We start from the raw sequence: 18,070 nt of genomic DNA, 5'->3' as shown, positions 1-18,070 counted from the left end.
AAATTTTTGGTGCTTTTTGATAAATTTGTCTTAACGATATGTTTTGTCAAGGATCGGGGTGATGTCGTTTCGGCAGCCACGGGGGCGGTCCAAAAAATCGGGAGGGATTCATGACACTATTCGACACGGGGCTGGGGCGCGCGGTTCTTGGGGTTGCGGCACTGGGGATGACGACCGTCGCGGCCTTGGCGGAGTATCCCGAACGCTCGATCAACATGGTCATTCCCTATGGCGCGGGGGGTGCGACGGACATCTCGGCACGGGCGATCTCGGCCCCGCTGGGCGACGCCGTGGGCCAGCCGCTGGTGATGGCGAACATCACCGGCGCGGGCGGCGCGACCGGATCGGTCGCGGTCCAGAACGCCAAGCCGGACGGGTACACCATGCTGTTCGCGCGCGTCGGCTCGCACACGGTCAGTCCGGCCATGAAGGCGACGTTGCCCTACACGCTGGACGATTTCCGCTTCGTCACCGTCTATGAGATCAATCCCTTCGCCTGCGCGGTCGCCGCGGGGTCGGACATCACCTCGATGGAGGAGTTGGTGGCCAAGGCCAAGTCGGATGGGATCAGCTTCTCGTCCTCGGGGGTCGGGTCGGGGCTGCATCTGGGCGGCGCGATGGTTCTCGACGCGTTCGGGCTGGAGGATGCCGCGAACACGGCGACCCATATTCCGCAGCAGGGCGGGGGGGCCGCCGCGACGGCCGTCCTGAACGGGACGGCGGATTTCCTGTGCACCAACACCTCGGCCCTGGCGGGGTTCGTGGCCAACGGCCAGATGACGCCGCTGATGGTGACCACGGCCGAGCCGGTCGTGGGCTTCGACGCCCCCACCGCCGCCGAACTGGGCCACCCCGAACTGGAACAGCTCGTCGGCTGGACCGGCATCGCCGGGCCCGCAGGCCTGCCCGACGAGGTCGCCGCGAAGTGGGAGGATTGGATGGCCACGGCCGCCGCCGACCCCAAGTTCCGCGAGACGATGGAGGCCGCGGGTTCGATCATCGACGTGATGAGCCCGGAGGAAGCCAACACCTTCATCCGCGAGCAGTACGAGGTGTTCCGCGCCTTGGTCGACGATCTGGGCATGCGGATCGAAGGATAGGTCCGCTGGCCGTGGGGCGGAGCATGCTGAAGGCTCTGGATGCCTCGGCGGGTCCTCCCCCCCGATGACGGAGACGCCCGCGTGAACGACCGTCGCCTGCATTTGCAACTGGGGATCGGCGCCGTGATCGCGGCGGCGTTCCTTGGCCTCGTGGCCATCCCGTCCTGGGTGTCGACGCCCAGCAACGTGCGCAACATCGTCCTGTCGCCGCTGTTCTGGCCGACAACGCTGGCGGGGCTGACGGCCATCGTGGGCTTGGGCCTTGTGGGCACGGCGTTCGCGCTGCCCCGCGCGGCCCCCGATCCTTGGGATGTCGACGATCGCCGGGCCGCCTTCCTGCGGCTTGCGGGCGCGGCGCTGGTCATGCTCGCCACCTTCTGGGCGCTGCCGCGGCTCGGCATGGTCTGGACGGCGATGGGGACCTTCTCGGCGATGGCACTCTTGGTCCGAACGAGGCACCCGGCCTGGGCGCTCGGCTCGGCGGTGGTGGTGCCGCTCGTCCTCTACTTGTTCTTCTCCAAGGTCGCGGGCGTGGCGATTCCGCAGGGCGAGCTGGTGCGGCTGCCGTGACACGTCCCGACAGCCCGCCCCGCCCGGCATGAGCCTTCTGGACAGTCTGCTGGCCGGCCTCACGCTCGTCGCCAACGTCGAGAGTTTCCTCGCCTTGGCCATCGGCGTCGTCGTCGGTGTCATCGGCGGCGCGATCCCCGGCATGTCGGCGACGATGGCGGTCGCGCTGACGCTGCCCTTCACCTTCGCGATGCAGCCGATCACGGGCATCCTGCTGCTGCTGGGCGTCTACAAGGGCGGCATCTTCGGCGGCTCGATCCCCGCGATCCTCATCAAGACGCCGGGCACGCCGGCCTCGTCGGCCACAGTCCTCGACGGGTATCCGCTGGCCGAACAGGGGCGCGCGGGAAAGGCGCTCGGGATGGCGCTCTGGGCGTCGTGCACGGCAGACCTGGTGTCGAACCTGGCGCTGATCCTATTCGCGGGGTGGCTGGCCTCCTTCGCGCTGTCCTTCGGTCCGCCCGAGTTCTTCACCCTCATCCTCTTCTCGCTGACGATCATCGCAGGCGTGTCGGGCGACAGCCTGCTGCGCGGCGCGCTCTCGGCGCTTCTGGGACTGTTGCTGGCCACCGTGGGGCTGGATCTGGTCTACGGCACCAACCGTTTCACCTTCGGCGATCCGAACCTGATGGGCGGGCTGAACTTCATCGCCGTGCTGATCGGTCTCTTCGCCATCCCCGAGATCATCTCGATGGTCTGGAACCCCCGGGGGCACGAGGGGCAGACACGCGCCCTCGGCCGCGACTGGGTGACGTTCCGCGAATATCGGAACAGTTTCAAATCCATCCTGCGAGGCAGTTTCATCGGCGTGTTCCTGGGTTCGATCCCCGGCATCGGCGCCGCGCCGTCGGCCTTCCTGTCCTATTCCGAGGCGCGCCGGAAATCGCCCAACAAGGCCAATTTCGGCAAGGGCGAGCTGGAGGGCGTCGCCGCGGCCGAGGCAGGCAACAACGGCGTCGCGGGGGCCACCCTGATCCCGCTTCTGGCGCTGGGCGTGCCAGGCGACGTCATCACGGCGATCATCATGGGGGCCTTCATGATCCACGGGCTGCAACCGGGCCCGATGATGTTCATCCTCAACACCGACGTCATCTATGGCCTGTTCATCGGCCTGATCGTCAGTTCGGCGTTTCTGTTCCTGGTCGGGTCCGTCGCGATCCGGGGCTTCCGCTTCGTCGCCGACATCCCGCGGGGCGTTCTGTTTCCGGCGGTGATGGTGCTGTGCATCTACGGCGTGTTCGCGGTGAACAACAACCTGTTCGACGTGGGCGTCATGTTCGCCATGGGATGGGTCGGGTTCTTCATGCTGCGCTTCCGTATTCCGGCCGCACCGTTCCTGATCGCGTTCATCCTGGGCCCGCTGCTGGAGGACAATTTCCGTCAGGCGATGCTGATGAGCGGCTCCTCCCCGACCATCCTGTTCCGTGGTCCGATCACCTGGGTGTTCTGGACACTGACGGCGATCACGGTCTTCGCCATCGCGCGTGCCGGCGCAAAGGCGGCGCGCCGCCCCGCCGCATGAGCCTCGACCGGGTGCAGACCGTCGTCGTCGGCAGCGGTGTCACCGGCCTGGCGATCGCGCGGGCGCTGGCGCGTGACGGTCACGAGGTCCTGATCCTGGAGGCCGAGGAGTCGGGGTTCCACCACACCAGCGCCCGCAATTCGCAGGTTATCCACGCGGGGTTCGCCTATCCCGTCGGGTCGCTGAAGGCGCGACTTTGCCGAGACGGGCGTGCGCGTCTTTACGATTTCTGCCGGACGCGCGGGGTCGATCATGCGGCTTGCGGCAAGCTCGTCGTGGCGACCGAAGCCAACCAGATGCCGGCGTTGGCCGCGCTTGTCGATCGGGGTGCGGCGAACGGGGTGGAGGGCATGCGCCCTCTGAGCGGCGAGGAGGCCGCGCGCCTGGAACCGCGGCTGCGCTGCCATGGCGCGGTCTTGGTTCCATCGTCGGGGGTCGTCGATGCCGTCGGCCTCATGCATGCCATCCTGGGCGAGGCACAGGCGGACGGGGCGGTTCTTGCGCGCAATGCCCGGTTGGTCGGGGTCCATCGGGACGCAGAGGGCTACGTCCTTGAGGTCGGCGATGCCGCCGGCACGCGCATTGCGGCCCGGAACCTCGTGAATGCCGCGGGGCTGGGCGCCTGGGATGTCGCTCGCGCGTTGGCCGATCCGGCGTTCGCGATTCCACACCAGTCCTTCGTGAAAGCCTGCTATTTCTCGCTCGGCGGCGCGCCGTCACCATTTGCACGATTGATCTATCCGGCACCCGGCACGCCCGCCCCCGCGGTCCACGCCCTGCGGGACTTCACGGGGCAGGCGAGGATCGGACCCGGCTCGCGGATCGTACCGCCACCGGACATCGATTATCGCCACGACATGGACGCCGCCCCGGTCGCCGCCGCCCTGCGCCGGTTCTGGCCGGACCTGCCCGACGGGGCGCTGTACCCCGACACCTGCGGCATCCGGCCCCGGATCACGCCGCCCGGAGAAAAGCTGGCGGACTTCATGATCCGTGGCCCGGCCGATCACGGGCGGCGCGGACTGGTCCACCTTTTCGGGATGGAGTCCCCCGGCCTGACCTCGTCGCTGGCCATCGGGCGCCATGTGGCGGACCTGCTGGCGCAGGGCGGGACCCGCACATCCGGCCTGGCCTAGACGGTGCCGCCCAGCGATCCCTCCAGCGCGGCCAGTTCCTGGCCCCCGGCCATCATGTCCTGCAATTCCTCGGGCGAAATCTCGCCCTTGTTCGCCGTGCCGTAGGTCTTGCCGCGGTTCAGAACGGTGAAGCGGTCGCCGATTGCCATCGCATGCCGGACGTTGTGGGTGATGAACACGACCGCGATGCCCTGCTTGCGGACCTTGTCGACCGTGGCCAGCACGTTGGCCGTCTGGCGCACGCCCAAGGCCGAGGTCGGCTCGTCCAGGATCAGGACCTTCGCCCCGAAATAGACCGCGCGCGAGATGGCGACCGTCTGCCGCTCGCCGCCCGACAGCGTACCCACGGCCTGGTCGGGGCCGCGCAGGTTGATGCCCATCTTGCGCATCTCGGTCATGGTCACGTCGTTGGCATGGTCGTGGTCGAACAGGGGCAGGCCCGCGATCCGGCGTATGGGCTCGTTGCCCATGAAGAAGTTCCGGCTGACGGACATCAGCGGGATCATCGCCAGGTCCTGATAAACGGTCGCGATCCCGGCGGCGATGCTGTCGCGGGGGTCGTCGAATTGCATCGGCCGCCCCTCGAACAGGATCTCGCCCGAGGTGGGCTGATGCACGCCCGACATCGTCTTGATGAAGGTCGACTTGCCCGCGCCGTTGTCCCCCAGAAGGCAATGGCATTCGCCCGGGTAGAAGTCGATCGTGACGCCGGCCAGCGCAATGACCGAGCCGAAATGCTTCTGGATGTCCTTCATGCGGATGATCGGATCCATCAGCGTTCTCCGGTGATGAGGCGGCGGATATATGTGTTCAGGATCACGGCCAGCAGCAGGATCACCCCAAGGAACACCCGGAAGAGCGAGGATTCGACGTTGGCGAAGAACAGCCCCTGCTGCACCACGCCGAAAATCAGCGCGCCCAGCGCTGCCCCGATGACCGAGCCGTAGCCCCCCGTCAGCAGCGCGCCGCCGATGACGACGGCGATGATCGCCTCGAACTCCTTCAGCAGACCGCGGTCGGCGCCCGCCGACCCGAACTCCATCACCTGGCAGACGGCGAAGACCGTGGCGCAGAAGGCGGTGAACATGAACATGCGGATCTTGACGGCGTTGACCGGAACGCCGGCATAGCGCGCCGCCTGCGCGTCGCCGCCGGCCGCGAAGATCCAGTTGCCGAACCGCGTCCGCGTCAGCAGGATATGTCCGAAGATCACCAGCACGATCGCCCAGACGATCAGCATCGGGATGCCGTCCACGACGGGCTGTCCGGCGCGGTTGCCGCGGCTGAACGTGCCGATGACGCCGGCGTCGCCCAGCCACTGGAACAGGCTTCCGCCGATCTTGCCGCCGAAAATCGGGGCCAGCCAGTCGCCCTCGGCCGCCTCGCGGATGCCGCCGATGATCGTCTTCCGCTCGATGGTCTGCGGAATGAAGATGGTGAAGCCGCGCAGGATGAACAGCGTCGCCAGCGTCACGATGAAACTGGGCAGGCCGGTCCGCACGACGATGTAGCCGTTGAGCGCGCCGAACGCGATGCAGATGGCGAAGGTCACGAGGATGGCCAGCCACATCGGCCATCCGAGCGTGACGCCGAAGATCGCCACCATCATGCCGGCGAAACCGATCATGGATCCGACCGACAGGTCGAATTCGCCCGCGATCATCAGAAGGCATGCGCCCACGGCGATGATCATGAACTGCGCCGAGACGGTGGACCAGTTCATCACACCCTGCGCGTTGAACATGCCGCTGTCATGCGCCAGCAGGGCGAAGAAGGTGAAGACGGCGACGGCCCCGATGATGCCGCCCAGCTCGGGTCGGATCAGGGCACGCCGCAGGGGCGAGATTTCCTTTACGCGCTCGTCGAGCGCGACTTGCGGCGTGTCGGCCATCGCATGTCCTCCGGGAAGGGGGCGGCCCCGTGGGGGGCCGCCCGAAGTCGGCTCAGCGGAACTCGCCCGCGAACTCCTCGACCTTCTCCAGACCGTCGGCGGTCACGAAGCCGGGGCCGGAGTTGATGTTGTTGCCGGGCAGGACGCCGTAGCGGTCGTAATTGGCCAGGACGACGACCGGCAGATAGGCCTGCAGGAAGGGCTGCTGGTCGATGCCCCAGTTGATCGTGCCGTCCTTGATGGCGTTCACGATCTCGGTGCCCAGGTCGAACGTGCCGAAATAGATCTCGCCATCCAGCCCCATCTCCTTGACGGCCTGGATGGTCGGGTCGGCCGAGGTCGGACCGAGCGTCAGGATGGCGTCGGTCTCGGGGTTGGCGGTCAGGTAGGCGGTCACCCGGTTCTTGATCTCGGCCGGGTCCTGACCCGAATCGATCATGCTGTCGCCGAGTTCGACGCCCAGCCCGTCGGCGAAGCCGCGGCACCGTTCGGCGACGACCGTGTTGGAGATGACGTGGTTGACGCAGACGAAGCTTTCGACACCGTCGGCGGCGGCGCGCTGACCTGCGGCGAGGCCGGCATCGTATTCGGGCTGGCCCACGAACATGAGGGCGCCCAGTTCGCGCACCTGCTCGGGCGTGCCGGAGTTCATGATGATGACATCGATGCCCTGGTCGACGGCCGCGCGGATCGGACCGGAAAGCACGTCATAGTCGGCCAGCGTGGTAATGATGCCGTCGGGGTCCGAGGCGGCGGCCTGTTCGATGATCCGCGCCATGTCGGCCAGATCGCCGGTGGGCGGATTGCGGTACTCGACGGTCACGTCGAGCTGCTCGCCTGCAAGCGCGATGCCGTTCTTGATGGTGTTCCACCAGCTGTCGCTATCGGGCGCATGGCTGACCAGGATGTAGTTCAGGTCGTCGCCATGGCCATCCGCGGCCGCTATCACGGGCGCGGCGGCGACCGCGGCCGTCAGCGCCATCGTCTTGATGATCGATTTCATGTGAGTCCTCCCAAGGATACCGGTTCTTCGGCATGAGTGCGCACTTTCGCCGCCTCCCACGGGCATCCAACCACGGAATCATCATTTTTGCAACCGGTTGCAATTTGCTGTGGATGCGGGTTTGATCGGCGGGATGGACCGGACCCCGCCCACATGGGAGAGGGGGGCGACGGAACCGAGGGGCGACATGCCGGCAACTCTCAAGGACGTGGCGATCAGGGCGGGGGTCTCGCCATCCGCGGTCTCGCGGACGTTCACCGACGGTGCGTCTGTCTCCGGCAAGATGCGCCGGAAGGTCGAAAAGGCGGCGGCCGAACTCGGATACCAGCCGAACTTCCTCGCCCGGAGCCTGACGACGCGGCGCACCAAGCTGATCGGGTTGATCTCGAACAACTTCCACAATCCGATCTTCCTGGAGGTGTTCGACCTATTCACCCGTGGCCTGCAGGATCGCGGGCTGCGACCCCTGCTGGTCAACCTCAGCGACGAGACGGATCCCGACCATTCCGTCCAGATGCTTCATCGGTATTCCGTCGACGGGGTGGTGGTCGCCTCCTCGACCCTGCCGCCCGCCTTCGCCAAGGCGTTCCGCGACAAGGGCATCCCGGTGGTCAGCACCTTCGGTCGTTATTCAAGCAGCCCCGACGTCCACGTCGTCAGCATCGACAACGTCGCCGCCGGTCGGATGGCTGCGCGCGCTTTGATCGAACGGGGCTATCGCAAGGTCGCGTTCCTGGGCGGGCCGCAGGCGGCGACGTCGACGCAGGACCGCCTGCACGGCTTCCTGCAGGCGTTGTCGGCGGCGCCGGAGGTCGCCGTCGACCACTCCTTCGCCGATGCCTATTCGTTTCAGGCCGGGCGGCGCGAGATGCAACGCCTTGCCTCCGGCGAACTGGCCGAGGCCTATTTTTGCGGCGACGACGTCCTGTCCATCGGTGCGCTCAGTGCGATCCGGGACACCGGTCGGCGTGTGCCGGACGATGTCGGCCTCATCGGGTTCAACGACATGGAAATGTCGGGCTGGGAGAACATCGCACTGACCACGATCCGCCAGCCGATCCGGCAGATCGTGACTTCCTCGGTCGAGCTGATGTGTGCGATGCTGGAGGACCCGGACCGGTACCCCGAGGCCCGGCTTTTCCCGTGCCAGGTGGTCGAGCGCGCGACGCTGCGCCCGCGGCCCTAACGGAACATCGGCGGGCGGGCATCGCGCCACGCGCCGTCGTTGCGCCCCGACTCGGCCACGGCGGCAACGGCGGCCATCGACCGCAGCCCATCTTCGGCGCGCGGATACAGGTCGGCCGCGGGGTCGATCGCGCGCCCTTCCTTCGTCGCGGTGATCGCTTCGGCCAGATCCTTGTAGATGTTGGCGAAGGCCAGCGGCATCCCCTCGGCATGTCCGACAGTTACGCGCGACGTCCGGTCCGCCTCGGGCGACAGATCCGCCTCGCCCCGCTCGATCACCTGCAGGCGACCGCCGAGCGGCATGTGATAGAGTTGGTTTGGCTGCTCCTGGCTCCAGCGCAGGCCGCCCGTTTCGCCGAACACCTCGATCGCCAGCCCGTGCTGCCGCCCGAGCGCGATCGAGGACGTCCAGAGGCGGCCCACCGTACCGCCATCCATGCGGAAGTCGACCATGGCGTCATCCTCGAGGGTGCGCGACGGAATGCAGGACACGATGTCGGCGCTGAGCTTGGTGACCTCTTGACCGGTGACGAAGCTGGCCATGTGCAGCGCGTGGATGCCGCAATCGGCGAACTGCGCCGACACGCCGGCCTGCGCCGGATCGTAGCGCCAGCGCACCCGCGGATTGTCGGCATCGCCGGCATCCGCGTGATGTCCGTGGGCGAAATCGGCTTTGACCAGACGCACCCGCCCAAGGTCGCCGCGCGCCACCATCGCCCGCATGTGACGCACCAGAGAATAGCCGCTGTAGCCGTAGTTCACCGCGCAGATGCGTCCCGTCCGGCGTGCCGTCTCGACGATGATCTCGCCCTCCTCGACGGACATCGTCATCGGCTTTTCGCACAGGACGTGGAAGCCGGCCTCGAGGAAGGCGCGGGTGATCTCGAAATGCGTGGCGTTCGGCGTGGCGACCGTGACAAGGTCCACCCGGTCGTCGCGCGCCGCCTCGGCCGCGAGCATCTCCTGCCAACTGCCATAGGCCCGGTCGCCGAGGCCCAGCGAACGGCCATATGCGATGCCAGCGTCGGCCCGGTGATCCAGCGCACCGGCCGCGAAGGTGAACAGCCCGTCGAGCCCGGCACCCAGGCGGTGGGCCGGCCCGATCTGGCTGCCTTCGCCGCCCCCGATCATGCCCCAGCGCAGCCGGTTCACGCCGTGGCCCCGTCGAAACCGATCGACGCCAGATAGGCGCGGTTCGCGCGCGCGTCTTCCAACGGCGTGCCCGGAAGGGACGGATCGCAGTCCTGCTCGACCGTGCACCAGCCGCTGAACCCCGCATCCAGCAAATGCTGCCGAACAGCCGGGAAATCTACATCGCCCTGACCCAGGTTGCAGAAGATGCCTTGGCCGCAGGCCTTATAGAACCCCGTCCGGTTGGCGACGACATCCGCTTTAACTTCGGGGTCTATATCCTTGAAATGCATGTAGGAGATCCGCTCGATATGGCGGTCCATGAAGGCGACGGGATCATAGCCGGCATAGGAATGGTGCCCGGTGTCCAGACATATCTTCAGGATGGTGTCGTCGACCTCGTCCAACAGGCGCTCCAGCTCGGGTTCGAAATCTAGGAAGCCCGCCGCATGGGCATGGATGGCGACCGTCAATCCGTATTCCTCGTGCCCCATGCGGGCAATGGTTGCGATGCGGTCGCGAAACGCTCGCCACTCAGCGGCCTCCATCTGCTCGGCCTCGGCCGCGCGTCCGGCGGTGGCCGCGCGGCGCGGCGACATGCTGTCGATCAGAACCAGATGCGGCGCGCCATGCGCTGCCAGGGCCGCGCAGGTCCGCCGACTTGCATCGAGGACGTCCTGCCATTGATCGGGGTCGTGAAAGGGGCGGAACACCACGCCGCCGATCAACTCCAGCCCGCGTTCGGCCAGCGCCGGGGCGAGAATGGCGGGATCCTCGGGCATGTACCCGATGGGGCCAAGCTCGATCCCGTCGAAACCGGCGGCCACACATTGATCCAAGACCGATTGCCAGCTCGGGTAGGCGGGATCGCTGGGGAATTCGATCCCCCAGGAACAGGGGGCGTTGCCGATTCTGATGGTCATTGGGCGGCCTCTGGAATGTGGTTGGGCTGGGGCACGTCGACCCATGCCCGGCGCGCAGCCGAATTCTGGGCGGCGGCGACGACCTCGTGCACGGCCAGACCGTCCTCGAACGTCGGCCAGACCGGCTTGCCGGTCGCGATGGCCTGCAGGAAGTCGCGCGCCTCGATGATGATCTGGTCCTGGTAGCCGGTGCCGTGACCCGGCCCTTGACAGAACGCGGCGTAGTCGGGATGTGCCGGACCTGTCAGGATCTTGCGGAAGCCGCGGATCGGTTCGGGGTCCGACGCCAGGTAGAGGTGGAGGGCGTTCTGATCCTCCTGGTCGAACCGGATCGCGCCCTTGGTGCCCGTCACCTCATAGGCATAGCCCATCTTGCGGCCGTGCCCCACGCGGCTGAAATACATCTGTCCCATTGCCCCGTTCGCGAAGCGGCACATCACCTGGGCGTGGTCGTCATTGTCGACCGCGCCGCCGGGACGCCGGGGATGAACCGTCTCGACCTCGGCGATCAGGGTGGCGATCGGCCCGATCAGGCCGAGCGCGCCGTTGATCATGTGCGGGGCCAGATCGCCCATGGTGCCGTTGGCAGGGCCGCGCGTGCGCCAATTGGCGGGCGTGTCCGGATCGGCCAGGAAGTCCTCGACATGTTCGCCCCGGAACCAGGTGACCTCGCCGATCGTGCCGTCCGCGATCAGCTTGCGGGCGAACTGGCTGGCCGGCGTGCGGATGTAGTTGAAGCCGATCATCGCGACCTTGCCCCGTGCGGCGTGTGCCATCGCGCGGCTGTCCTCGACCGTCGCGCCCAGGGGCTTTTCGCAGAACACGGGTTTGCCGCGCGCGAGGGCGGCTTCGGCGATGGCGCGGTGCGTCTCCTGCGGCGAGGCGATGATGACGGCCTCGACCGCATCATCGGCCACTAGCTTCCGCCAGTCGTCCGATGCCCGCGCGAAGCCGTAGGCCGCACGATAGGTTTCGGCCGATGCGGCGGAACGCGCGCAGATCATTTCCAGCCGCGGTCGCAGGGCCGTATCGAAGGCGGCGGCAACGGCCGACATCGCCACGGCGTGGGCCTTGCCCATGTACCCGCCGCCGACGATCCCGATGCCGATATCCGTCATGTCGTATCCCGTGCCTGGAATTAGGTTTGCAACCGGTTGCAAAATTCGTATCCTCGGATTCGAGACCACGCAAGATGCAAATCGGCAAGGTCGACCGCGACGGGGATGGGTTCAGAAGATGGCGAACGAGATAGTGAAACTGACCACGACGCAGGCGATCGTCCGGTTTCTCGCCGCCCAGTATATCGAGATCGACGGCGAGGAGGTCCGCATCTGCGGCGGCGGTTTCGGGATCTTCGGCCATGGCAACGTCACCTGTCTGGGCGAGGCGCTCTGGGATGCGCGGGACGTCTTGCCGCTCTACCGCGGGCAGAACGAGCAGGGGATGGGGTTCGCCGCCGCGGGCTATGCCAAGCAGTGGTTGCGTCGGCGGTTCATGTTCTGCACGGCGAGCGCGGGGCCTGGGACGGCGAACCTGCTGACCAGCGCGGCGCTGGCCCATGCCAACCGGCTGCCGCTTCTTATGCTCTGCGGTGATACCTATGTCACGCGGCTGCCCGACCCCGTTCTCCAGCAGCTGGAACATTTCGGCGACCCGACGTTGGGGGTGAACGACGCATTCCGCGCCGTGACGCGGTTCTGGGACCGGATCACCCATCCGGCACAGGTCCTCCAGTCGCTTCCGGCCGCACTGGCCACCATGCTGGATCCGGCGGATTGCGGCCCCGCCTTCATCGGCCTGCCGCAGGACGTGCAGGGCTGGACCTATGACTATCCGGCCCGATTCTTCGACAAGCGTGTGCACCGGATCCGCCGTCAGGCCGCGGATGCAGGCGAACTGGCCCAGGCGCGCGACCTGCTGCGCGGGGCGGCGCGCCCGATGATCATCGCGGGCGGCGGCGTGCAGTATTCGGGCGCCACGGAGGAGCTGACCCGCTTCGCCGAGGCGCATGACATCCCCGTGGTCGAGACCATCGCCGGACGCGCAAACCTGTTGCAGCACCATCCCCTCAATATCGGGCCGGTCGGGGTCACGGGTTCCGACAGCGCCAACGCCATCGCCGAACGCGCCGATGTCATCCTGGCCGTGGGCACCCGGTTGCAGGACTTCACGACCGGGTCCTGGACAGCCTTCGCGCCCGATGCGCGCATCATAGGCGTGAACGTCGCGCGCCACGACGCGGCCAAGCACCTGTCGCTTCCGGTGGTGGGGGATGCCAGGCTGGCGCTGGCGGCGCTGGGCGATCTGGACGGCTATCGCGCGCCGTCAGACTGGGTGGATTTCGCCCGCGATGCCCGCGCCGAATGGATCGTCTATACCGATGCCGTCACGCGACCGGGCAATGGGCCGAACTCCTATGCCCAGGCGATCCGCGTGGTGAACGACCTGTGCCATCCGCGCGACCGCATCGTGGCCGCGGCCGGCGGGCTGCCGGCCGAGATCACGGCCCATTGGCAGACGAAGGCCATCGGCACCGTGGACGTGGAATTCGGTTTCTCCTGCATGGGATACGAGATCGCGGGCGGCTGGGGCGCGCGCATCGCGCAGGCCGAACGCGAGCCCGAGCGAGAGACCATCGTCCTGACGGGCGACGGGTCCTACCTGCTGATGAACTCCGACATCTATTCTTCGGTCCTGACCGGCAAGAAGCTGATCGTCTGCGTTCTCGACAATGGCGGCTTCGCGGTCATCAACAAGCTGCAGAACAACACCGGGCTGGAGAGTTTCAACAACCTGATTGCCGATTGTCCCACCGTGCCCGACCCCTTCACCGTCGATTTCGCCGCCCATGCCGCCGCCATGGGCGCACGTGCCGAAACGGTCGGGACGATGGCCGAGTTCGCCGAGACATTCAAACGGGCGCAGACCGCCGACCGGACCTGCGTCATCGTGATGAAGGTCGATGCCTACGAGGGCTGGACGACCCAGGGCCATGCCTGGTGGGAGGTCGGGACGCCGCATGCCACCGAGCATCCCAAGGTCGCCGCCGCTCATGGCGAAGTCGAGACCGGGCGTGCGCGCCAGAGGAAGGGCATCTGATGCGGAGTTTTACCGACCGGACCGCCGACCCCGATACGATCGCCGAGGAGTTGTTGAGTGGGGCGGGAGCGGTGCGGATCACCGGGCTGATCGACGACGACCAGATCGCCGAGGCCCGGTCGATCGTGATGGCTGAGTCCGACCGCGACCCCGGAAAGGTCACGCATTTCCAGGGCGAGGCCGAGGAGACGGGCCGGATCGAACTGCAGCGGCGCGTTTGGAACCTGCTGGCGAAGGGCGAGGTCTTTTCGCGGATGGCGGCCCATCCCGTCCTGATGCGCGTCCTGCGCCGCTTTCTGGGAAGCGAGTTCATCATGGGGTCGATCGCGGCCAATCGCATCCTGCCCGGCGGGCCGGGGCAGGAGCCGCATATCGACTATCCCTACTGGGATTTCCACGAACCCGGCACGCATCCGATGCGGCTGAACGGCTCGTTTCCCATGAACGCGCAGGTCTCGGTCATCCTGGACCCGTTCACCGAGGAGAGCGGCGCGACGGCCTATGTTCCCGGCAGCCAGCGGCATCTGCGATATCCGGGCCCCGAGGACGAATTCCACGAGAAATGCGCGCGAATGACCGGTGCGCCGGGTGATGTGGTGCTTTTCTACGGCGCGACTTGGCATTGCGCGATGCCGAACCGGTCGGCACGTGACCGCAGCGCGATCCTGATTCAGTACCTGCCGAAATGGGTCAAGCCGATGGAGGATCTGCCCGCCGGGCTGCCGGCCTCGTTCGTCGACGCGGCAGACGACGACATCCGCCAGCTGATCGGTCTGAACTTTCCCTACCCCGAGGTTCTGGACCAGGCGGCGGGCGGCAACACCGTGGGGCGGGGATGAGTGCGCTTCTCGATGGCATCCGCCGCAACCGCTTCGTCATCGTCGGCCGCGTGGGGATGGACCTGTATCCCGCCCCGGGCGTCGCGACCGAAGATGCCGAGGGTTTCACGGCCGACATGGGTGGCTCCTCGGCCAATACGGCCGCGGGGATCGTCAAGTTGGGCGGGCGGGCAAGCCTCGTGACGCGGGTGTCGGACGACTCCGTCGGGCGGTTTTGCCTGAACCGCCTGCGCCAGTACGGCGTGGCCACCGATCATGTCACGCCCGTGGGCGGCGAGGCGCGCAATTCGCTGGCTCTCTACGAAAGCCGGGTCGAGGGGCACCAGTCGGTCATCTATCGCAATGGTGCCGCCGATTTCGAGATGACCGCGGAAGATGTCGAGGCGGTGGACTACACCCGGTTCGGCGCACTGGTGACGGCGGGCACGGTCTTCGCGGCCGAGCCGTCGCGCAGCGCCGCCTTCCGCGCCTTCGACCTAGCGCGCGCGGCCGGGCTGCCGATTATCTTCGACATCGACTACCGCCCCTACAGCTGGCCAGGCCCGGAGGTCGCGCAGCAAGTCCTGTCGCACGCCGGCGCGCAATCGGACATGATCGTCGGCAATGACGAGGAGTTCGGCTTCATGGCCGGCGGTTTGGACCAGGGCTACGCCAAGGCGCGCGAACTGGCCGCCGCCGACCGGATCGTCATCTACAAGATGGGCGAACGGGGCGCCGTAACCCTGTCCGACGGCGCCGAGTTTCGAACCGGGATCTATGCCGTCGACGCGCTCAAGCCGACGGGGGCGGGCGACAGCTTCATGGCCGGATTGCTGTCGTCGATCGCCGGCGGATCCGACCTTCGCACGGCGGTGCTGCGCGCGTCGGCCTGCGCGGCGATCGTGGTCGGTCGTCCGGGCTGCGCGCCCGCGATGCCCACGCCCGCCGAACTGGACCGCTTCCTGGCAGACCATCCAGGCCCCACAGATCCCGCAGGAGAACCCGATGCACATCGCGCCCCATGACAACCGCAACCGGCCCATCGTCGATGCCGACGATCCGACGGTGCCGCTGAACTACTTCAATATCGTCAAGCTGAAGGCGGGCGAGACGTTCGAATACCGCGTCCCCGGCTATGAGACGTGCATCGTTCCGGCCACGGGCACGGTCGACGTGTCGATCGAAGGCGCCGATTTCGGCGGGTTGGGCCAGCGCGGCACCGACGTCTGGGATGGAGAGCCCGAGGGAGTATACGTCCCCGTGGGTGCGACGGCCACGATCACCTGCATCCGCGATACCGAAACCTTCATCGCCGGCGCGCGCCATGACGAGGTGCTCGACCCCTTCGACGTCCGCACCGCGGAGCTGGACCTGGTGCAATACGGCAGCGACGACACCAAGACGCACCGCAAGATCAAGCACATCCTGGGTCAGAAGCAGCACGGCAAGGTGGGCCGCCTGCTCGTGTCGGAACTGTTCACCGTGGGGCAGGGCGGATGGTCCGGCTTTCCCGCGCACAAGCACGACACCGACCGGGCGGACGCGGATGGGACGATCATCGAGACGCGGCATGACGAGACCTATAATTTCCGCTTCCGGCCCGATCACGGGTCCGGCGTCCAGATCCTGCAACGCGAGGAGGGGCGCCCGGGCGATGCCTATCAGCTGATGGACGGATCGACGATCTGCATCGACAAGGGATACCATCCCTGCGCCGTGATGCCGGGATACGAGATGTACTATTTCACCATTCTCGGCGGGTTGTCGCAGCGCAGCCTGGTGCAATATTTCCAGCCGACCCATGCCGCCCAGATCGAGACGATCCCCGGCATCAAGGACATGGTGGCCAAGTTCAAATGACGCTGGCCACGCTGGCCGAGGTTCTGCGCCCCGCGATGGCGGGCGGATACGCCGTGGGTGGCCTGGTCACGCTTGGGTGGGAGGACATGCGCGCCTATGTCGCCGCCGCCGAGGCCGAGGGCCTGCCGGTGATCCTGCAGGCCGGGCCCAGTTGCCGCGCCCATACGCCGCTGCCGGTGCTGGGTCGGATGTTCCGGCACCTGGCCGACGCGGCGTCGATCCCGGTCGTGGCGCATCTGGATCACGGCTACGACGCCGCGGACTGCCGCGCCGCGCTGGACGCGGGGTTCACCTCGGTGATGTTCGACGGCTCGCGCCTGCCGCTTGACGAGAACATCGCGGCGACGGCGGCGGTCGCCCGGATGGCGCATGATGCCGGCGCGTCCTGCGAGGGGGAGATCGGTTTCGTCGGCTATGCGGCGGGCGAGGGTTCGTCGGGGACCGACCCCGATGCCGCTGCCCGCTTCGCCGAAGGGACGGGGGTGGACGCAATGGCGATCTCCGTCGGAAACGTCCATCTGCAGCAGCGGCAGGAGGGCGGCCTGGACGAGGACCGACTGCGTGCGATCGAGGCGGTCACGGACATTCCGCTGGTCATCCACGGCGGATCCGGCGTGCCGGCGGCGCAGCGGGCACGGCTGGCTCGGACCTCGCGCATCTGCAAGTTCAACATCGGGACCGAGCTTCGGATGGCGTTCGGGACCGCCCTGCGCCGCGCTCTCGCCGCCGATCCCGAGGAGTTCGACCGCGTCGCGCTGCTGCGGCGCACCCATGATCCGATGGTCGCGGCCGCCCGCGATGTCCTTCGAACCCTCGGCAGACCGGACGCGGAGTGATGCCATGACGACCCTTGCAATCCTCGGCTGCGGCCGCATCGGCCAGGTTCACGCCGGATCCCTTCTGGGCCTGCCCGGCACGCGGATCGGCGCCGTGTCCGACGCCGTGCCGGCGGCTGCCGAGGCGCTGTCCGCGCGAACGGGCGCGCCCGTTCGGACCGCCGACCAGGTGATGTCCGACCCGGAGATCGCCGCGGTGATCGTGGCGACGCCCACGGACACGCATTTCGACCTGATCCATGCCGCCGCCGAGGCCGGCAAGGCGGTGTTCTGCGAAAAGCCGGTGGACATGTCCGCCAACCGCATTCGCACCTGCATCGACGCGGTGGAGAAATCCGGCATCGCCTTCATGACCGGGTTCAACCGGCGCTTCGACACGAGCTTCGCCCATCTGCGCGGCCAGTTGCGCGCGGGCGCGATCGGAGCGGTCGAAATCGTCACGATCAGTTCGCGCGATCCGGCGCCGCCTCCGCTCGACTACATCGCCGCGTCGGGCGGCATCTTCCGTGACATGATGATCCACGATTTCGACATGGCGCGCTTCCTGCTGGAGGAGGAGCCTGTGCAAGTCTTCGCCACCGGCGCCGCCCTTGTCGATCCGGCGATCGGGCAAGCGGGCGATGTCGACACGGCGGCGGCTATCCTCACCACGGCCAGCGGCCGGATCTGCCAGATCTCCAACTCGCGTCGCGCCGCCTATGGCTATGACCAGCGGGTCGAGGTTCACGGCGCGGATGGCATGCTGCGGGTCGGGAACATCCGGGACCATTCGGTCGAAGCGGCGACCGGTTCCGGCTTCACCCGCGCGCCCGCGCAGCATTTCTTTCTGGAACGTTACCGCGATGCGTATCTCGCGGAGATGGCGCATTTCGTCGATGCCCTGCGCGAGGGCTGCCCGCCGCAGCCCACGATCCACGACGGGCTTCGCGCCCAGCTTCTGGCCGATGCCGCCGCCCTGTCGCTGGAAAGCGGGACGCCCGTCCGCCTCTGACGCGG

The 18,070-nt window shown here is 67.3% G+C and carries 17 protein-coding genes; 11 read left to right on the top strand and 6 right to left on the bottom strand.

The window, feature by feature from the left end:
- Positions 1-110 precede the first annotated feature (110 nt).
- The 4 genes from MWU52_RS07215 to MWU52_RS07200 all read left to right on the top strand — a co-directional run bounded on the left by MWU52_RS07215 (position 111) and on the right by MWU52_RS07200 (position 4,328).
- Positions 111-1,100 (top strand): tripartite tricarboxylate transporter substrate binding protein, encoded by a 990-nt coding sequence (locus MWU52_RS07215; RefSeq protein WP_246950715.1) that lies wholly within the window; start codon positions 111-113, stop codon positions 1,098-1,100.
- An 81-nt stretch (positions 1,101-1,181) separates the two neighbouring features.
- Positions 1,182-1,670, top strand: a complete 489-nt coding sequence (locus MWU52_RS07210; protein ID WP_246950713.1) for a tripartite tricarboxylate transporter TctB family protein — start codon at positions 1,182-1,184, stop codon at positions 1,668-1,670.
- Between the two features lie 28 nt (positions 1,671-1,698).
- Entirely contained in the window at positions 1,699-3,192 is a 1,494-nt protein-coding gene (locus MWU52_RS07205) for a tripartite tricarboxylate transporter permease (RefSeq protein ID WP_246950711.1), read from the top strand.
- Entirely contained in the window at positions 3,189-4,328 is a 1,140-nt protein-coding gene (locus MWU52_RS07200) for an NAD(P)/FAD-dependent oxidoreductase (RefSeq protein ID WP_246950709.1), read from the top strand. Before MWU52_RS07205 ends, MWU52_RS07200 begins: the two co-directional genes overlap by 4 nt.
- On the opposite strand, the gene MWU52_RS07195 is transcribed toward MWU52_RS07200, so the two are convergent.
- Genes MWU52_RS07195 through MWU52_RS07185 form a run of 3 tightly spaced genes read right to left on the bottom strand, consistent with a single transcriptional unit; the run spans position 4,325 to position 7,222 of the window.
- The gene (locus tag MWU52_RS07195) at positions 4,325-5,101 is read right to left on the bottom strand and encodes an ATP-binding cassette domain-containing protein (protein WP_246950707.1); all 777 of its coding nucleotides are present in this window, start codon (positions 5,099-5,101) and stop codon (positions 4,325-4,327) included. The genes MWU52_RS07200 and MWU52_RS07195 overlap by 4 nt on opposite strands.
- Positions 5,101-6,219 carry an ABC transporter permease gene (locus MWU52_RS07190; protein ID WP_246950705.1) on the bottom strand — a complete coding sequence of 373 codons (1,119 nt, stop codon included), beginning with the start codon at positions 6,217-6,219 and terminating at the stop codon, positions 5,101-5,103. The genes MWU52_RS07195 and MWU52_RS07190 overlap by 1 nt, the downstream gene beginning before the upstream one ends.
- A 52-nt stretch (positions 6,220-6,271) precedes the next feature.
- Positions 6,272-7,222, bottom strand: a complete 951-nt coding sequence (locus MWU52_RS07185) for a sugar ABC transporter substrate-binding protein (RefSeq protein ID WP_246950704.1) — start codon at positions 7,220-7,222, stop codon at positions 6,272-6,274.
- Between the two features lie 187 nt (positions 7,223-7,409).
- Here MWU52_RS07185 and MWU52_RS07180 point away from each other — a divergent pair, with 187 nt between their 5' ends.
- Positions 7,410-8,408, top strand: coding sequence for a LacI family DNA-binding transcriptional regulator (locus MWU52_RS07180; RefSeq protein WP_246950703.1), 999 nt, complete (start codon positions 7,410-7,412; stop codon positions 8,406-8,408).
- Here the strand turns inward: MWU52_RS07180 and MWU52_RS07175 are convergent.
- Genes MWU52_RS07175 through MWU52_RS07165 form a run of 3 tightly spaced genes read right to left on the bottom strand, consistent with a single transcriptional unit; the run spans position 8,405 to position 11,579 of the window.
- Positions 8,405-9,559 carry a Gfo/Idh/MocA family oxidoreductase gene (locus MWU52_RS07175; RefSeq protein WP_246950702.1) on the bottom strand — a complete coding sequence of 385 codons (1,155 nt, stop codon included), beginning with the start codon at positions 9,557-9,559 and terminating at the stop codon, positions 8,405-8,407. The two genes, MWU52_RS07180 and MWU52_RS07175, sit on opposite strands and share 4 nt — an antisense overlap.
- Positions 9,556-10,461: a TIM barrel protein gene (locus MWU52_RS07170; protein WP_246950701.1), complete on the bottom strand. Its 906-nt coding sequence runs from the start codon at positions 10,459-10,461 to the stop codon at positions 9,556-9,558. Before MWU52_RS07170 ends, MWU52_RS07175 begins: the two co-directional genes overlap by 4 nt.
- Complete coding sequence (locus MWU52_RS07165; protein WP_246950700.1) at positions 10,458-11,579, bottom strand: Gfo/Idh/MocA family oxidoreductase; 1,122 nt, start codon at positions 11,577-11,579, stop codon at positions 10,458-10,460. The genes MWU52_RS07170 and MWU52_RS07165 overlap by 4 nt, the downstream gene beginning before the upstream one ends.
- Positions 11,580-11,697: 118 nt before the next feature.
- On the opposite strand from MWU52_RS07165, the gene iolD reads away from it, so the two are divergent.
- From iolD to iolG, 6 genes are read left to right on the top strand one after another with little or no spacing between them, the layout of a single operon-like run.
- On the top strand, positions 11,698-13,560 hold the full coding sequence (iolD, locus tag MWU52_RS07160; RefSeq protein ID WP_246950699.1) for a 3D-(3,5/4)-trihydroxycyclohexane-1,2-dione acylhydrolase (decyclizing): 1,863 nt from the start codon (positions 11,698-11,700) through the stop codon (positions 13,558-13,560).
- Entirely contained in the window at positions 13,560-14,399 is an 840-nt protein-coding gene (locus MWU52_RS07155) for a phytanoyl-CoA dioxygenase family protein (protein ID WP_246950698.1), read from the top strand. Before iolD ends, MWU52_RS07155 begins: the two co-directional genes overlap by 1 nt.
- A complete protein-coding gene (gene iolC / locus MWU52_RS07150) occupies positions 14,396-15,403 on the top strand; it encodes a 5-dehydro-2-deoxygluconokinase (protein WP_246950697.1) in 1,008 nt (335 codons plus the stop codon). The genes MWU52_RS07155 and iolC overlap by 4 nt, the downstream gene beginning before the upstream one ends.
- Entirely contained in the window at positions 15,384-16,238 is an 855-nt protein-coding gene (locus tag MWU52_RS07145; RefSeq protein ID WP_246950696.1) for a 5-deoxy-glucuronate isomerase, read from the top strand. The genes iolC and MWU52_RS07145 overlap by 20 nt, the downstream gene beginning before the upstream one ends.
- A complete protein-coding gene (locus tag MWU52_RS07140) occupies positions 16,235-17,074 on the top strand; it encodes a class II fructose-bisphosphate aldolase (protein WP_246950695.1) in 840 nt (279 codons plus the stop codon). Before MWU52_RS07145 ends, MWU52_RS07140 begins: the two co-directional genes overlap by 4 nt.
- A 4-nt stretch (positions 17,075-17,078) precedes the next feature.
- Positions 17,079-18,065 (top strand): inositol 2-dehydrogenase, encoded by a 987-nt coding sequence (gene iolG / locus MWU52_RS07135; protein ID WP_246950693.1) that lies wholly within the window; start codon positions 17,079-17,081, stop codon positions 18,063-18,065.
- Positions 18,066-18,070: the final 5 nt, after the last annotated feature.

Origin of the sequence: Jannaschia sp. S6380, assembly GCF_023015695.1 — a bacterium.
Lineage (GTDB): Bacteria > Pseudomonadota > Alphaproteobacteria > Rhodobacterales > Rhodobacteraceae > Jannaschia.
This window is presented reverse-complemented; position numbering and strand designations above follow the sequence as displayed.

Coding starts and splice junctions, on each gene's coding strand:
- MWU52_RS07165 (WP_246950700.1), bottom strand. CDS start 11,579: ATGACGGATATCGGCATCGGGATCGTCGGCGGCGGGTACATGGGCAAG.
- MWU52_RS07170 (WP_246950701.1), bottom strand. CDS start 10,461: ATGACCATCAGAATCGGCAACGCCCCCTGTTCCTGGGGGATCGAATTC.
- MWU52_RS07155 (WP_246950698.1), top strand. CDS start 13,560: ATGCGGAGTTTTACCGACCGGACCGCCGACCCCGATACGATCGCCGAG.
- MWU52_RS07140 (WP_246950695.1), top strand. CDS start 16,235: ATGACGCTGGCCACGCTGGCCGAGGTTCTGCGCCCCGCGATGGCGGGC.
- iolC (WP_246950697.1), top strand. CDS start 14,396: ATGAGTGCGCTTCTCGATGGCATCCGCCGCAACCGCTTCGTCATCGTC.
- MWU52_RS07215 (WP_246950715.1), top strand. CDS start 111: ATGACACTATTCGACACGGGGCTGGGGCGCGCGGTTCTTGGGGTTGCG.
- MWU52_RS07205 (WP_246950711.1), top strand. CDS start 1,699: ATGAGCCTTCTGGACAGTCTGCTGGCCGGCCTCACGCTCGTCGCCAAC.
- MWU52_RS07195 (WP_246950707.1), bottom strand. CDS start 5,101: ATGGATCCGATCATCCGCATGAAGGACATCCAGAAGCATTTCGGCTCG.
- iolG (WP_246950693.1), top strand. CDS start 17,079: ATGACGACCCTTGCAATCCTCGGCTGCGGCCGCATCGGCCAGGTTCAC.
- MWU52_RS07200 (WP_246950709.1), top strand. CDS start 3,189: ATGAGCCTCGACCGGGTGCAGACCGTCGTCGTCGGCAGCGGTGTCACC.
- MWU52_RS07185 (WP_246950704.1), bottom strand. CDS start 7,222: ATGAAATCGATCATCAAGACGATGGCGCTGACGGCCGCGGTCGCCGCC.
- MWU52_RS07180 (WP_246950703.1), top strand. CDS start 7,410: ATGCCGGCAACTCTCAAGGACGTGGCGATCAGGGCGGGGGTCTCGCCA.
- MWU52_RS07190 (WP_246950705.1), bottom strand. CDS start 6,219: ATGGCCGACACGCCGCAAGTCGCGCTCGACGAGCGCGTAAAGGAAATC.
- iolD (WP_246950699.1), top strand. CDS start 11,698: ATGGCGAACGAGATAGTGAAACTGACCACGACGCAGGCGATCGTCCGG.
- MWU52_RS07145 (WP_246950696.1), top strand. CDS start 15,384: ATGCACATCGCGCCCCATGACAACCGCAACCGGCCCATCGTCGATGCC.